The sequence below is a fragment of the Streptomyces sp. NPDC002076 genome (assembly GCF_053593835.1).
Window position 1 is genome coordinate 113,094 of the sequence record NZ_JBSFDI010000013.1, and the last position, 13,997, is coordinate 127,090.

Annotated in this window: 14 protein-coding genes; 9 read left to right on the forward strand and 5 right to left on the reverse strand. The window is 72.7% G+C overall.

Translation table 11 applies throughout. The features are described from left to right. Nucleotides 1-41: 41 nt before the first annotated feature. Nucleotides 42-335: a hypothetical protein gene (locus ACWCQS_RS26575; RefSeq protein ID WP_451006770.1), complete on the forward strand. Its 294-nt coding sequence runs from the start codon at nucleotides 42-44 to the stop codon at nucleotides 333-335. 18 nt (nucleotides 336-353) lie between these two features. Here ACWCQS_RS26575 and ACWCQS_RS26580 read toward each other — a convergent pair whose 3' ends face one another. Genes ACWCQS_RS26580 through ACWCQS_RS26590 form a run of 3 tightly spaced genes read right to left on the reverse strand, consistent with a single transcriptional unit; the run spans nucleotide 354 to nucleotide 3,672 of the window. Next, nucleotides 354-1,424, reverse strand: coding sequence for a prenyltransferase/squalene oxidase repeat-containing protein (locus ACWCQS_RS26580; protein ID WP_451006771.1), 1,071 nt, complete (start codon nucleotides 1,422-1,424; stop codon nucleotides 354-356). Beyond that, the gene (locus tag ACWCQS_RS26585; protein WP_451006772.1) at nucleotides 1,421-2,173 is read right to left on the reverse strand and encodes a class I SAM-dependent methyltransferase; all 753 of its coding nucleotides are present in this window, start codon (nucleotides 2,171-2,173) and stop codon (nucleotides 1,421-1,423) included. The genes ACWCQS_RS26580 and ACWCQS_RS26585 overlap by 4 nt, the downstream gene beginning before the upstream one ends. Beyond that, a complete protein-coding gene (locus tag ACWCQS_RS26590) occupies nucleotides 2,167-3,672 on the reverse strand; it encodes a glycosyltransferase family 4 protein (protein ID WP_451006773.1) in 1,506 nt (501 codons plus the stop codon). Before ACWCQS_RS26590 ends, ACWCQS_RS26585 begins: the two co-directional genes overlap by 7 nt. 220 nt (nucleotides 3,673-3,892) lie before the next feature. Here ACWCQS_RS26590 and ACWCQS_RS26595 point away from each other — a divergent pair, with 220 nt between their 5' ends. Further along, on the forward strand, nucleotides 3,893-4,525 hold the full coding sequence (locus ACWCQS_RS26595; RefSeq protein WP_451006774.1) for a TetR family transcriptional regulator: 633 nt from the start codon (nucleotides 3,893-3,895) through the stop codon (nucleotides 4,523-4,525). Nucleotides 4,526-4,551: 26 nt separating this feature from the next. Here ACWCQS_RS26595 and ACWCQS_RS26600 read toward each other — a convergent pair whose 3' ends face one another. Both ACWCQS_RS26600 and ACWCQS_RS26605 read right to left on the reverse strand, forming a co-directional pair. Further along, nucleotides 4,552-4,785, reverse strand: a complete 234-nt coding sequence (locus ACWCQS_RS26600) for a ferredoxin (RefSeq protein WP_388621845.1) — start codon at nucleotides 4,783-4,785, stop codon at nucleotides 4,552-4,554. A 3-nt stretch (nucleotides 4,786-4,788) separates the two neighbouring features. After that, the gene (locus ACWCQS_RS26605; protein ID WP_451006775.1) at nucleotides 4,789-6,240 is read right to left on the reverse strand and encodes an aldehyde dehydrogenase; all 1,452 of its coding nucleotides are present in this window, start codon (nucleotides 6,238-6,240) and stop codon (nucleotides 4,789-4,791) included. Nucleotides 6,241-6,822: 582 nt separating this feature from the next. On the opposite strand from ACWCQS_RS26605, the gene ACWCQS_RS26610 reads away from it, so the two are divergent. The 7 genes from ACWCQS_RS26610 to ACWCQS_RS26640 all read left to right on the forward strand — a co-directional run bounded on the left by ACWCQS_RS26610 (nucleotide 6,823) and on the right by ACWCQS_RS26640 (nucleotide 13,983). Further along, a complete protein-coding gene (locus tag ACWCQS_RS26610) occupies nucleotides 6,823-7,173 on the forward strand; it encodes a hypothetical protein (RefSeq protein WP_451006776.1) in 351 nt (116 codons plus the stop codon). Between the two features lie 200 nt (nucleotides 7,174-7,373). Continuing rightward, nucleotides 7,374-8,396, forward strand: coding sequence for an MBL fold metallo-hydrolase (locus tag ACWCQS_RS26615; RefSeq protein WP_451006777.1), 1,023 nt, complete (start codon nucleotides 7,374-7,376; stop codon nucleotides 8,394-8,396). Nucleotides 8,397-8,437: 41 nt separating this feature from the next. Then, the gene (locus ACWCQS_RS26620; protein ID WP_451006778.1) at nucleotides 8,438-8,893 is read left to right on the forward strand and encodes a nuclear transport factor 2 family protein; all 456 of its coding nucleotides are present in this window, start codon (nucleotides 8,438-8,440) and stop codon (nucleotides 8,891-8,893) included. A gap of 378 nt (nucleotides 8,894-9,271) precedes the next feature. Beyond that, the gene (locus tag ACWCQS_RS26625) at nucleotides 9,272-10,498 is read left to right on the forward strand and encodes a prenyltransferase/squalene oxidase repeat-containing protein (protein WP_451006779.1); all 1,227 of its coding nucleotides are present in this window, start codon (nucleotides 9,272-9,274) and stop codon (nucleotides 10,496-10,498) included. Beyond that, nucleotides 10,495-11,142 (forward strand): SCO2322 family protein, encoded by a 648-nt coding sequence (locus tag ACWCQS_RS26630; RefSeq protein WP_451006780.1) that lies wholly within the window; start codon nucleotides 10,495-10,497, stop codon nucleotides 11,140-11,142. Before ACWCQS_RS26625 ends, ACWCQS_RS26630 begins: the two co-directional genes overlap by 4 nt. Continuing rightward, entirely contained in the window at nucleotides 11,129-12,265 is a 1,137-nt protein-coding gene (locus ACWCQS_RS26635; protein ID WP_451006781.1) for a CbiQ family ECF transporter T component, read from the forward strand. Before ACWCQS_RS26630 ends, ACWCQS_RS26635 begins: the two co-directional genes overlap by 14 nt. Next, entirely contained in the window at nucleotides 12,262-13,983 is a 1,722-nt protein-coding gene (locus tag ACWCQS_RS26640) for an ABC transporter ATP-binding protein (RefSeq protein ID WP_451006782.1), read from the forward strand. The genes ACWCQS_RS26635 and ACWCQS_RS26640 overlap by 4 nt, the downstream gene beginning before the upstream one ends. Nucleotides 13,984-13,997: the final 14 nt, after the last annotated feature.

The following is a 13,997-nucleotide window of genomic DNA, read 5'->3' on the forward strand; positions in this document are numbered from 1 at the left end:
CGGTCGGGTTTCACCGGCCGCCGCCCGGCAATCCGGAAGGTATGTTCGCTCGATATCGCAACGGTGCGAATCAGGCCGGGACGGTCATCGCGGTCGTCGCCGACATCATGGCGCTGATCCTCGGCCTGTGGATCCTGATGTATCTGCTGGACGCCAACCGCGCCAACAGCCTGGTCCAGGTCGTCCACCAGGCCGCCGCCTGGCTGGCGGGCTGGTCCCACGACCTCTTCACCTTCAACGAGGCCTGGGCCCGCGTGGTCGCCGGCTACGGCCTGGCGGCGGTGGTGTACCTGTTCGTGGGCCACGCCATCGCCAACCGGATACACCGGCACTGAGCCCCTCGGGCAGGCGACCTAGCCGCAGCAGTCTGGGTCCAGGCCGGTCGGCAGGTGCTCCCCGCCGAAGACCGCGCACGTGGCCTCGTGCCCGCCGAGCGCGGCTACGGCGAGGAGCAGGGAGCCGGCCGTCCACGTGGTGAGTTCGCGGGGCCAGATCGCGTCGTCCTCGAAGACATAGCCCGTCCAGTACAGGCCGCTCTCCGGGTCGCGCAGGTGCTGGATGGACTGGAGGATCTCCAGGGCGCGGTCCGACTCTCCCACCGCCCACAGGGCCAGGGCGAGCTCGCTGGACTCGCCGCCGGTGACCCAGGGGTTGGGGACGACACAGCGCACGCCGGCGCCGGGTACGACGAAGCGATCCCAGGACTCTTCTATCCGGGCCTTGGCCTCCTCGCCGGTGAGCGCGCCGCCGAGGACCGGGTAGTACCAGTCCATCGAGTAGCGGTCCTTGTCGAGGAAGCGCTCGGGGTGCCGGCGGATCGCGTGCCGCAGGCTCCCCACCGCCAACTCCCAGTCGGGCTGCGGCTCTTCGCGCTGCTCGGCGATGGCGAGCGCGCAGCGCAGTGCGTGGTGGATCGAGGAGCTGCCGGTCAGCAGGGCGTCCGCGGTGGGCGTGCCGTCGTCCTCGCGGCGCCAGCCGATCTGGCCGCCGGGCTGCTGGAGGGCGAGCACCCACTCCATGGCCGCGTACACGCAGGGCCACATGCGGTCCAGGAACGTGTCGTCGCCGGTGGAGAGATAGTGGTGCCACACGCCCACGGCTATGTAGGCGACGAAGTTGGACTCGCGGGCGCGGTCGGTGACGTCGTCGTGGGCGCCGTCGGCGTAGGCGGCGTACCAGGAGCCGTCCTCGTGCTGGTGCCGGGCCAGCCACTCGTACGCCCGCTCGGCGGCCTCGTGCTCGCCGGCCGCGTCCAGGGCCATCGCGGCCTCGGTGTGGTCCCAGGGGTCCAGGTGATGCCCGCGGAACCACGGGATCGCGCCGTCCTCCCGCTGTGCGGCGAGGATGCCGCGGACGGTCGCGGCGGCCTGCTCGGCGGTGAGGACCCCGGGCAGGACGAGGTGTTCTGTCCGGGGAGTGGTCACTTGGCGGCCGCCTCGGCGGTCTCGTCCAGGCGGGGCAGGTGCGGCTTGGTCGCGTAGACCACGAAGCTCTTGCCGATCAGCGGGTTCAGCGCCTGCTCGGCGACCCGGGTGGCGAGCGGCTTCTTCATGATGTCCCAGACCAGCAGCTTGTGGTACGCCCGCACCGGCAGCGCCTTGTCGTTGTCGACGCCGAACGCGCACTTCAGCCACCAGTACGGCGAGTGCAGCGCGTGCGCGTGATGGCTGCCGTACGGCTTCAGGCCCGCCTCGCGGACCTTCGCCACGAGTTCGTCGGCCTTGTAGATGCGGATGTGGCCGCCCTCGACCTCGTGGTAGGCGTCGGACAGCGCCCAGCAGACCTTCTCGGGGCCGTAGCGCGGCACGGTGATGGCGATGCGGCCGCCCGGCCTGAGCACCCGGACCATCTCGGCGAGCACGCCCTTGTCGTCGGGGATGTGCTCCATCACCTCGGAGATGATGATCACGTCGAAGGACTCGTCCGGGAAGGGAAGGGCGAGCGCGTCGCCCTCCATGGCCGTGGCGGTGGCGCCCTCCGGCGCCTCCCCGGCCTCCTTCATCGCCGCGAACCACTTGGCGACCTCGCGGATCTCCTCGCCGTTCTGGTCCAGGGCCACGACCTGGGCGCCGCGCCGGTAGCACTCGAAGGCGTGCCGGCCGGCCCCGCAGCCGAGGTCCAGGACGCGGTCGCCCGGGGCGAGCGGGAACCGGGAGAAGTCGACGGTCAGCACGTGGCCCTGCTTTCGGATGAGACGCCTGCAACAGTTGCCGGGGCCGCGGAAGCAACGCTGTGCGGCGCCGCGGGAGCAACACTCGGTGAGGCCGCGGAGCGGCCGGGAGTCCGGGCCGCGACGGGGGTCCCCCCGCGCGAGCCTGTTCGAGCGTGGGGGCGGCTGGGGTCCTCGGCACGGGCGGGACCCGCGGAGCGGGCGGCGCGGGCGATGGCCTCGCGGTAGTGGGCCACCGTGCCCTCCGCGGCCCGCGCCCATGTGAAGTGCCGCAGCACCCGCTCGCGGCCGGCGCGGCCGAGCCGCACCCGCAGCTCACGGTCCTCGAGCAGCCGGCCGAGCCCGGCGGCCAGCGCCCCCGCGTCGCCCGGCGGTACGGCCAGGCAGGTCTCGCCGTCGCGGCCGGCGACCTCGGGGATCGCGCCACCGGTCGTGGCGACCAGCGGGGTGCCGGTGGCCATGGCCTCGGCGGCGGGCAGCGAGAACCCCTCGTACAGCGAGGGCACGCAGGCCACTTCGGCCGAGCGGATCAGGTCGACCAGTTCGGCGTCGGAGATGCCCTTGACGAACTCGACGGCGCCTTCGAGGCCGTACCGCTCGATCGCCGCCGCGACCGGACCCTCCTCGGGGCGCTTGCCGACGACGACGAGATGGGCGGCCGGGTGCTCGGTGCGCACCTTGGCCAGCGCCTCCACCAGGAACACCAGTCCCTTGAGCGGTACATCGGCGCTGGAGGTGGTGACGATCCGGCCCGGCACCTCGGGCACGGCCGGATTCGGCGCGAACAGATCGGTGTCGGCGCCGATGTGGACCACGTGCACGCGGTTGTCGCGGACGCCGAGGTGGTCGACGATCTCCTGCTTGGAGCTGCCGGAGACGGTGAGGACGGAGGGCAGCCGGCGCGAGACGCGCTTCTGCATCCGGGTGAAGGAGTACCAGCGGCGCACCGAGTAGCGGCGCTGCCAGCCCTCGGCCGCGTCCAGCTCCAGCTGCCGGTCGACGGTGATGGGGTGGTGGATGGTGGTGACCAGGGGCGCGCCGATGTCGCCGAGGAGCCCGTACCCGAGGGTCTGGTTGTCGTGGACGACGTCGAACTCGCCGCGCCGGGCCCGCAGATGGCGGCGGGCGCGCAGGGAGAAGGTCAGCGGTTCGGGAAAGCCGCCGGTCCACATCGTCGCGACTTCCAGGGCGTCGATCCAGTCGCGGTACTCGTCCCGCCCCGGGGTGCGGAAGGGGTCGGGCTGGCGGTAGAGGTCGAGGCTGGGCAGCTCGGTCAGGGTGAGGTGGGGATACCCTTCGTCGAGCACGGGGTACGGCTGCGAGCCGATGACCTCGACCCGGTGCCCGAGCCGGGCGAGCTCACGGGAGAGATGCCGTACGTAGACACCCTGGCCGCCGCAGAACGGGTTCCCTTTATAGGTGAGGAGCGCGATGTCGAGCGGTCGCTCGCCGTCGGCAGCGGGGTCCTGCTCGACGCCCGCCACACGGGCCTCAGCGGTCACTCCGTGCCCCCTTCTGCCTGCACTGTCCCGCGAGACTACGTCGGGACGCTAATCTAGAACAAGTTACAGACTTGATCGTTCAAGAGGCTCTGAATCTACCGGCAGGTAGGGGCGCTGGGAGCAGTGGATCAGGTGATTCACGCCACGGCGGACCGGCCTACCATGCTGTCCGATCACACGCCCCAACAGACGCCTTCACCGACTGTCACGGACGGGACCCATGCCTGCGGAATCCAAGGTGGAAGCCAGTACGGTGCGGCCCTCCTCGGCGCCGCTCACCGAGCGCCAGGAGGCCCGCCGCCGCCGGATCCTGCACGCGAGCGCCCAGCTGGCCAGCCGGGGCGGTTTCGACGCCGTGCAGATGCGCGAGGTCGCCGAGTCCTCCCAGGTGGCCCTCGGCACCCTGTACCGCTACTTCCCCTCCAAGGTCCATCTGCTGGTGGCGACGATGCAGGACCAGTTGGAGCACATGCACGGCACCCTGCGGAAGAAGCCCCCGGCCGGCGACACGGCCGCCGAGCGGGTCGCCGAGACCCTCATGCGGGCCTTCCGTGCCCTCCAGCGCGAGCCGCACCTGGCCGACGCGATGGTCCGCGCCCTGACCTTCGCCGACCGCAGCGTCTCGCCGGAGGTCGACCAGGTCTCCCGCCAGACGACCCTGATCATCCTGGACGCGATGGGCCTGGAGAACCCGACCCCCGAGCAGCTCTCGGCGGTCCGGGTCATCGAGCACACCTGGCACTCGGCGCTGATCACCTGGCTCTCCGGCCGGGCCTCCATCGCCCAGGTGAAGATAGACATCGAGACGGTGTGCCGCCTGATCGACCTGACGGAACCGGGTGTCGGGCACTGACGTGCCGGCCTCGGGGACCGGTGGCCCTACTCCTCGGGCGGGTACACCGCCTCCCCGCTCTCGGCCAGCGTGATCACGATCGCCTCCACCGGGCAGCTCTCGGCCGCCTCCAGGACGGGTTCGCCGGCGTCGGTGTCCGCCTGCACCGGGTGGGACTGGCGGGCGGAGTCCAGGCGGAAGGCGTGCGGGGCGTGATGGAGGCACTGGGCCGAGCCGATGCACACCGACCGGTCGACCTCGACGTGCCAGCGGTCGCCCATGGCCTACGCCCCCGCCGGCAGGTGGATCATCTTGTGCTCGAGGTAGGCGCCGTACCCCTCCGGGCCGAACTCCCGCCCGAGCCCTGAGTTCTTGTAGCCGCCGAACGGGCCCAGCATGTCCAGGCTGAAGGTGTTGACCGAGTAGGTGCCGGTGCGGACCTGCCGCGCCACGTCGATGCCGTGCTCGACGTCGGCCGTCCACACGCTGCCGGACAGGCCGTAGTCCGAGTCGTTGGCGATCTTCACCGCTTCCTGCTCGTCGCCGTACGGCAGCAGGCAGATGACCGGTCCGAAGATCTCCTCGCGGGCGATCCGCATCGAGTTGTCGACGTCTGCGAAGAGGGTCGGTTCGACGTACCAGCCGCGGTCGAGTCCCGCCGGCCGGCCGCCGCCGGTGAGGATCTTGGCGCCCTCCTCCTGGCCGATCCGGATGTAGTCGAGGTTGCGCTGCTGCTGGCGGCGGGCGACGAGCGGGCCGACCTGGGTCGCCGGGTCCAGCGGGTCGCCCACCTTCAGCGCGCCGGCCGCTGCCGCGAAGGCGTCGGCGAACTCGTCGTAGCGGGCGCGCGGGACGAGGATGCGGGTCTGGGCCACGCACGCCTGCCCGTTGTTCATCCAGGCCGCCGGGACGATCCCGGCCACCGCGGTCCGCACGTCCGCGTCCGGCAGGACGACCGCCGCCGACTTCCCGCCCAACTCCAGGGTCACGCGGGTGAGATGGCGGGCCGCGACCTCCATCACCCGCTTGCCCGCCGCGACCGAGCCGGTGAAGGAGATCTTGTCGATGCCGGGGTGCCCGACCAGGTACTCGCTGACCTCGCGGTCGGCGGGCAGGATGGAGAGCACACCCTCGGGGAGTCCGGCGTCCCGTGCGATCTCCCCCAGGAGATACGCGTCGAGCGGGGACTCCGGGGACGGCTTCAGTACGACCGTGCAGCCGGCCAGCAGCGCGGGCGCGAGCTTGGCGGCGGCGACGAACTGCGGGACGTTCCAGGGCACCACGGCCGCGACCACGCCGACCGGCTCGCGGCGGACGAGGATCGGCCCGAGGACACCGTCGCGGCGCTCCTCGTACGTGTAGTCGCGCGCGACCCTGATCGCGGCGTCCCACACCATCATCGCGCCGAGCGCCTGGGCGAGGACGCTCCAGGAGTACGGGGAGCCGTTCTGGGCGGAGATCACCCGGGCGATCTCCTCGTGCCGGGCCGCGATGCCGTCCTTGATGCGGGTGACGACCTCGATCCGCTCCTCCAAGGTCGCCCGCGGCCACTGCCCTTCGTCGAAGGCGCGGCGCGCGACGGCCACGGCCCGGTCCACGTCCTGCCGGGAGGCGTGCGGCACCCGGCCGATGACCTCCTCGGTGTGCGGGGAGATCACCTCGATGACGTCCTTGCCGAGGGGCTCGGTCAACTCCCCGCCGATGAACAGCTGTCCGTGTTCCACGAGCTCGGTCATGGCCGACTGCCTCCCACCGCACCGCACGTCATATCTGACGCTGTTTCAGAACTGATATCAGTTCTAGTCGAACTAGGCCAGACCCAGGACTGGATAGGCCTCCACCAGCGGCTTTGCCACTGGCGGAGGGTGCCTCGGCGAGCGCCGAGAAGATCTGGGACAACGCGACCCTGCCGACATCGCCGTTGTCCGCCCCTGGGGCACGGTCGGCCGGATCGTCGCGGACCGTAACGGGTCCCCCGAACGGAGGCCGCGCATTGTTACAGAACCCATTGGGCCGTTCGAAGGAGTCGAGGCCGCGAGACGGCCAAGAGGGTCACGAGCCGACAACCGCACTTTTCCCTGCTCCCGGCGTGATTCCGAACCGGGACAGGGCCGGCACCCGGACCCCTCCCCGGCATGAATGGCCCATACAAGCGAGAGCAACAGATATATCTGCGCCTTGTAACGCGGAACCGTTCCCTCGTCCGGTGTCGCGGCGAAGGTCCACAGTGTGAGTCCTCGGCACATAGCCGGGAATTTCCGGATTTGCACACCCATCCCCGCCAGGGATGGTGTGCACGAACGTGAGGTGACAGATTCATGTCTGTTTCTCGTACGACGGCCCGCCTGCTCGCCACGTGTGTGGCTACAGGCGCCCTCGTCGGCGCGGCCGCCATGCCGGCCCTGGCCGCCAGCGGCGGCCAGGACCGTGACTACGGAAGGGGCTACTCGCTCGGCCACAGGATCGACCACGACCACGATGGCCGCTTCGGCGACTGGGACCGCGACCACGACCGGGGCTGGGACCGGGACCGGGATCGGGACTGGCGCTGGGGCCGGGACCACGACCGGGACTGCGACCGCGGCTGGCACCACCACTGGGGCTGGCACCACGACCGGGACTGGCGCCACGACCGCGGCTGGCACCACGACCGGGACTGGGACCGCTAGCCCGTCCTGCAGGCCGTGTCGTGACGCGGAGGCCCACACCCACCGCCTCCCGTCGCCGTAGCCGGCACGGCCGCTAGACCCAACCGGAGGGCCGAAGCTCCTTGCGGTCTTCGGCCCTCCGACCATGCCCATCTGACGTCCCATCAGTTCTGGTTATAGTGGGCAATGGCCGCGGGTCCGGGCGGTGGGGTGGAGGACAGATGGCGACGACGTTCGAGCACGGCGGGGGCGTACGGTCGGTGGCGGTGCCCATACCGGACAACCCCCTCGGTCACACGCTGGTCTACGTCGTGGCGACCGACCGCGGCCCGGTGCTGGTCGACACCGGGTGGGACGATCCGGCTTCCTGGGACACGCTCGTGGCGGGACTGGCCGCCTGCGGTACGGCGGTGGCGGAGGTGTACGGCGTCGTCATCACGCATCACCACCCGGACCACCACGGACTGTCGGCCCGGGTGCGCGAGGCCTCCGGCGCCTGGGTGGCGATGCACGCCGCCGACACAGCGGTCGTACGGCGTACCCGGGAGGCCCGGCCGGAGCGCTGGTTCACCTACATGCACGCCAAACTCGCGGCCGCCGGCGCACCCGAGGAACACCTGACGCCGCTGCTCGCTCCCCGCGCCCTGCCCGGCCTCTCCCCCGCCCTCCCGGACCGCGAGATCGTCCCCGGCGAGCTCCTCGACCTGCCCGGTCGCAGGCTGCGCGCGATCTGGACCCCGGGCCACACACCGGGCCACGTCTGCCTGCACCTGGAGGAGGACCACCCCGACCACCGACTTCCTGGTCGCGGGCGGCTGTTCAGCGGTGACCACCTGCTGCCCCGGATCACCCCGCACATCGGCCTGTACGAGGACCCGGACGACGCGACAGTCACCGACCCCCTCGGCGACTACCTCGACTCCCTGGAGCGGGTCGGCCGCCTCGCACCCGCCGAGGTCCTCCCCGCCCACCAGCACGCCTTCACCGACGCGCCGGGCCGGGTAAGGGAGTTGCTCGCCCACCACGAGGAGCGCCTGGCCGGTCTGCTCGCCCTGCTCGCGGAGCCGCTCACCCCCTGGCAGCTCGCCGAGCGCATGGAGTGGAACCGCCCCTGGGCGGAGATCCGTTACGGCTCCCGGAACATCGCCGTCTCCGAGGCCGAGTCCCATCTGCGCCGCCTGGTGAAACAGGGCCGGGCGGAGCCGGTGGCGGGGAGCGAGCCGGTGGCTTACGTGGCGGTCTAATCGGTTCGCCTCTTCTCGGGTGCCCCTGTTATCACAGGCCCATGGACCCCTTGCAGCGGCTTCTCGCACAGCGCGCCTGTGAGCGCCTGATCGTCGACTTCGTCCACCGCCTCGACCTCGGTGAACCGGCCTCGGTGGCCGAGCTGTTCACCGAGGACGGCACCTGGGCGTGGCCTCGGCCGGGGGACGGGCGCCGGATCGAGGGCCGGGAGGCGCTGCGCGCGTACTTCGGCTCCCGGCCCGCCGACCGGCTCTCCCGTCGCCTGATGTCCAACCTGCTGGTCACGGTGACCGGCCCGGACACGGCGACCAGCACCGCGTACTTCACGACGTACCGCGTCGACGGACACGACGGCAGTGGCGGGCCCATCCCCGCCGGTCCGCCCGTCCAGGTGGGCCACTACGAGGACACCTTCCGCCGGGTCGACGGCGACTGGCTGATCGCCTCCCGCACCCTGCACCTGCCCTTCGGCGGCGACACCCCGCGGGTCGGCTAGGGGAGGGTGCGGCGGTGCGCGAACCGGTGGGCCGTACCAGCCGTGACCCTGGTCACCGCGACCGCGTGGCCACAGCCACTGCTCAGGCCGCTGAAGGCTGCCGGTAAAGTGACCGGGTCGTCATCACACCCGTACGGGGGGAAGCCGGTGCAAATCCGCGCTGACCCTCCCCCAACTCTCGGCTTCGCTCGAGCCGGGGGCACCCCCATCCGTGAGCCGCCGTAAGGCAGTGAGCCGGAACGCCCCGGGCGGGACGTGACCGGCTCGCGTGCGTCGGTGGTCCGCCGCGCACGGCACCGTCGAGGTTTACGGAGCCGAGCCGCCCGGGGTGCCTCCCGTGCGCTGCCCGGCTCCCCGCAGGAGAGGCAGTCGCCGACCATGAACGTCCGCCGCAGTGCCGCGGCTCTCGCCGCCATAGGCGTGCTGGCCGCCGCCGCGCCCGCCACGGCCGCCGGCCAGTCCCCGTCCCCCTCTCCGAAGGTCGCGATCCCGTCCGGGCTGTACGGAAAGTCCGACCCGGCCTACGACGGCGTGTGGCGCCAGTCGCTGACGCTCATCGCCCAGCGCACCCTCGGCTACCGGCCGGCGGCGAAGGCCGTGGACTGGCTCACCGGCCAGCAGTGCGCGAACGGCGCCTTCCCGGCGTTCCGCACCGACCCCGCCAAACCCTGCGACGCCAAGGTCATGGTGGACACCAACAGCACGGCCGCCGCGATCCAGGCCCTGAAGGCGGTCGGCGGCCACGACGACGCCGTCGGCAAGGCGGTGGCCTGGCTGAAGTCCGTGCAGAACAAGGACGGCGGCTGGGGCTATTCGCCGGGCGGGGCCAGTGACACCAACTCCACGTCCGTCGTCATCGGCGCGCTCGCGGCGGTGGGTACGGATCCGGCGAGCGTCGGCAAGGCGGGCAAGTCCCCCTACGACCTCCTCGCCGCCATGTCCCTCCCCTGCACCCAGGACGGCGGCGGCGCCCTCGCCTTCCAGCCGGACAAGAAGGGCAAGCTGGCCGCCAACGCGGACGCCACGGCGGCCGGGGTGCTCGGCGCCCTCGGCAAGGGGTTCGTGGCCCAGGCCGGCAAGGCGCCCGCCGAGGGCGCGTGCGCCAAGGCCGGCCGTCCGGCGCAGGTCGCCGACAACGCCGGTGCCTATCTGGCCGCGGCCGTCGGCAAGACCGGGCACCTGCAGTCCGCCCTCCCCGGCGCCAAGGACCAGCCGGACTTCGGCAACACGGTGGACACGGTCGTCGCCCTCGCCGCGGACGGCCGGACCGAGCAGGCCAAGAAGGCGTACGGCTGGCTGGAGAAGAACGCCGGGCAGTGGGCGGTGCAGAGCGGTCCGGCGGCGTACGCCCAGCTGATCCTCGCCGCACACGCGGTCGGCGCGCAGCCCGGTGACTTCGGCGGCACCAGCCTCGTCCGGTCCCTCAACGAGCTGGGCCCGGCCCCGGCCATGGACTCCGCCGCGCACGAGACCAAGAAGGCCGAGAAGTCGGAGAAGTCCGGCAGCGGCTCGGGCTTCGGTGTCTGGTGGTTCGTCGGCGTCTGCCTCGTCGCGGGCATCGGCATCGGCTTCCTGCTCAGCGGCCGGAAGAAGCGGCAGCCGTGAGGGCCGTCCGCCGCGCCGCGAGCCTGCTGTGCGCCGCGCTCGTCCTGCTGGCCGGGGCGGGTCAGGCGCACGCCACCGGATACCGCTACTGGTCCTTCTGGGAGCGGTCCGGCGGGCGCTGGACGTACGCCACGCAGGGCCCGTCGACCGCCCGTCCCGACGACGGTGCCGTGCAGGGCTTCCGGTTCGCGGTGAGCGCGGACTCGGCGGACGCGAGCCGGCCGCGCGGGGCGGCGGACTTCGGCACGATCTGTTCGGGCACACCCGCCAAGTCCGGTACGAAGCGGGTGGCTCTCGTCCTCGACTTCGGCACCTCCGCGGACGCGCCGTCCGGCGAGCTGCCGCCGGCCCGCCGCACGGCGTGCGCGCGGGTCCCGGCCGACGCGACGACCGCGGACGCCCTGGCGGCCGTCGCCCCGCCCCTGCGCTACGACACCAACGCCCTGCTGTGCGCGATCGCGGGGTATCCGAAGAAGGGGTGCGGGGAGCAGGTTTCGGCGTCCTCGGGCAAGAAGTCGTCGGAGAAGAGCGGTAGTTCGGGCAATGGGCCGTCGCTGGGTCTGCCGATCGGTGCGGGGGCGGTCGTCCTCCTGGGAGGCGCGGCGGTCTGGCAGTTCCGACGGCGACGCGATGACTCCGTCTGACTGCGGGCCGGTGGGGGGTGTTCGGGCCCACGCGGCGGAGCCGCATGTCGACACGGCTCGCGCCACCGTTCACCCCGGTGCCTGGTGGCTCTGGGCGCTCAGTCTCGGTACCGCCGCCACCCGCACCACCAACCCCCTCCTGCTCGCCCTCCTCATATCCGCTTCCGCCTACGTCGTGGCGACGCACCGCAGCAACACCGGCACCCCCACCGCCCACGCCTACACCGCCTTCGCCAAGGTCGCCCTCGCCGTCCTCCTCGTCCGCCTCCTCTTCGCGGTGGCGCTGGGCTCCCCCATCCCGGGCACCCACACCCTCCTCACGCTCCCCGAAGTCCCCCTCCCCCACTGGGCACAGGGCATCCGCCTGGGCGGCAGGGTCACGGCGGAGGCGCTCGTCTTCGCCGCCTACGACGGGCTCAAGCTCGCCACCCTCCTGATCTGCGTCGGCGCGGCGAACGCCCTCGCGAGCCCCGCCCGCCTCCTCAAGTCCCTCCCCGGCGCCCTGTACGAGACCGGCGTCGCCGTGGTCGTGGCGCTCACCTTCGCCCCGCATCTCGTCGCCGACGTCCAGCGCCTGCGTGCTGCCCGCCGGCTGCGCGGCCGCCCGGACCGGGGTCTGCGGGGCCTGCTCCAGGTCGGACTGCCGGTGCTGGAGGGCGCGTTGGAGCGCTCGGTCGCGCTTGCCGCCGCGATGGAGGCGCGCGGCTACGGCCGTACCGTCGAGGTCCCCGCCCGCGTCCGCCGTACGACGGCCGCGCTCACCCTCGGCGGCCTGCTCGGCGTGTGCGCGGGGACGTACGGGCTGCTCACCGCGGAGGGCGGCACCTACGGCGTCCCCCTGCTCCTCACCGGTGTCGTCGCCGCCCTCGCGGGGCTGCGCCTCGGCGGCCGGCGTTCGCCGCGCACCCGGTACCGCCCGGACCCGTGGGACGTACGCGCCTGGCTGGTCACCGGCTCCGGCGCCACGGTCGCCGCGCTGCTCGGCGTGGCCGCCGCCCGCGACCCGGAGGCGCTGCACCCGGGTGTCGTCCCCCTGGTCGCCCCCGGCCTCCCCCTGTGGCCCGCCGCCGCGGTCCTGCTCGCCCTCCTGCCCGCCTTCGTCGTCCCCAAGGAGCCGTCGTGATCCGCTTCGAGGATGTCAGCGTGACGTACGAGGGTGCGGCCGGACCCTCCGTCCAGGGCATCGACTTCGAGGTGCCGGAGGGCGAACTGGTGCTGCTCGTGGGCCCGTCCGGGGTCGGCAAGTCGACCGTGCTCGGCGCGGTGAGCGGTCTGGTGCCGCACTTCACCGGCGGCACCCTGCGGGGCCGCGTCACGGTGGCGGGCCGGGACACCCGTACCCACAAGCCGCGTGAACTCGCCGACGTGGTCGGCACGGTGGGCCAGGACCCGCTCGCCCACTTCGTGACCGACACCGTGGAGGACGAACTCGCCTACGGCATGGAGTCCTTGGGCCTCGCCCCGGAGGTCATGCGGCGCCGGGTCGAGGAGACCCTGGACCTGCTGGGCCTGGCCGGACTGCGCAATCGCCCGATCGCCACCCTCTCCGGTGGGCAGCGGCAGCGGGTCGCGATCGGCTCGGTCCTCACCCCGCACCCGCGGGTACTGGTCCTGGACGAGCCGACCTCGGCCCTGGACCCGGCCGCGGCGGAGGAGGTCCTTGCGGTGCTCCAGCGCCTGGTGCACGACCTCGGTACGACGATCCTGATGGCCGAACACCGCCTGGAACGCGTGATCCACTACGCCGACCGCATGGTCCTGCTGCCCGCCCCCGGCGAACCCCCGCTCACCGGCACCCCGGCCGAGGTGATGGCGGTGTCCCCGGTCCACCCCCCGGTCGTGGCCCTGGGCCACCTGGCGGGCTGGTCCCCCCTCCCCTTGACCGTCCGAGACGCCCGCCGCCAAGCCGGTGCCCTACGAGAACGCCTGGCCGCACCCGCCGCCGCGGGTACTCGTGGCACCGCGGCCGCAGGTGCGTCCGGGCTGGTCGCGCAGTTCCCCGCGCAGTCCCCACCTCCGGCCGGCACCAGCGCAGGGCGCCGTCTACGGTTCCGTCGCCGCCCGGCCCCCGCCCCAGGGCCCCGGCAACCGCACATCGCCGAGGTCCGCTCCCTCTCCGTCCGCCGCGCCCGCGTCGACGCCCTCCGGCACATCGACCTCACCGTCTCCCCCGGCGAAACCATCGCCCTCATGGGCCGCAACGGCGCCGGAAAGTCCACCCTCCTCGGCTCCCTCGTCGGCCTGGTGGCGCCCAGCGCCGGAAGCGTCCGGGTCGGCGGAGCCGAACCCCACCGCACCGCACCGCCCGACCTCGTACGCCGCGTCTGCCTGGTCCCACAGGATCCGCGGGACCTGCTCTACGCCGACACGGTCGCCGACGAGTGCGCCGCGGCCGACCGGGACGCCGCCGCCCGGCCCGGTACCTGCCGGGCCCTGGTGGCCGAGCTGTTGCCGGGGATCACGGACGACACCCATCCCCGCGACCTGTCCGAGGGGCAGCGCCTGGCGCTCGCTCTGGCCGTCGTGCTGACCGCACGGCCGCCGCTCCTCCTGCTGGACGAGCCGACCCGCGGCCTGGACTACGCGGCCAAGGCCCGCCTGGTGACCGTACTGCGCGGCCTCGCCGCCGAGGGGCACGCGATCGTGCTGGCCACGCATGACGTGGAGCTGGCGGCCGAGATCGCGCACCGGGTGGTGCTGCTCGCCGAGGGGGAGGTCATAGCCGACGGGCCGACCGCGCACATCGTCGTCTCCTCGCCGTCCTTCGCCCCGCAGGTGACGAAGATCCTCGCCCCGCAGCAGTGGCTCACCGTGGCCGAAGTCCGCGAGGCCCTCGCATGAGCCCAACGAGCCCA

Coding starts and splice junctions, on each gene's coding strand:
- ACWCQS_RS26620 (WP_451006778.1), top strand. CDS start 8,438: ATGGACCCCTTGCAGCGGCTTCTCGCACAGCGCGCCTGTGAGCGCCTG.
- ACWCQS_RS26575 (WP_451006770.1), top strand. CDS start 42: ATGTTCGCTCGATATCGCAACGGTGCGAATCAGGCCGGGACGGTCATC.
- ACWCQS_RS26595 (WP_451006774.1), top strand. CDS start 3,893: ATGCCTGCGGAATCCAAGGTGGAAGCCAGTACGGTGCGGCCCTCCTCG.
- ACWCQS_RS26605 (WP_451006775.1), bottom strand. CDS start 6,240: ATGACCGAGCTCGTGGAACACGGACAGCTGTTCATCGGCGGGGAGTTG.
- ACWCQS_RS26635 (WP_451006781.1), top strand. CDS start 11,129: ATGACTCCGTCTGACTGCGGGCCGGTGGGGGGTGTTCGGGCCCACGCG.
- ACWCQS_RS26610 (WP_451006776.1), top strand. CDS start 6,823: ATGTCTGTTTCTCGTACGACGGCCCGCCTGCTCGCCACGTGTGTGGCT.
- ACWCQS_RS26615 (WP_451006777.1), top strand. CDS start 7,374: ATGGCGACGACGTTCGAGCACGGCGGGGGCGTACGGTCGGTGGCGGTG.
- ACWCQS_RS26625 (WP_451006779.1), top strand. CDS start 9,272: ATGAACGTCCGCCGCAGTGCCGCGGCTCTCGCCGCCATAGGCGTGCTG.
- ACWCQS_RS26600 (WP_388621845.1), bottom strand. CDS start 4,785: ATGGGCGACCGCTGGCACGTCGAGGTCGACCGGTCGGTGTGCATCGGC.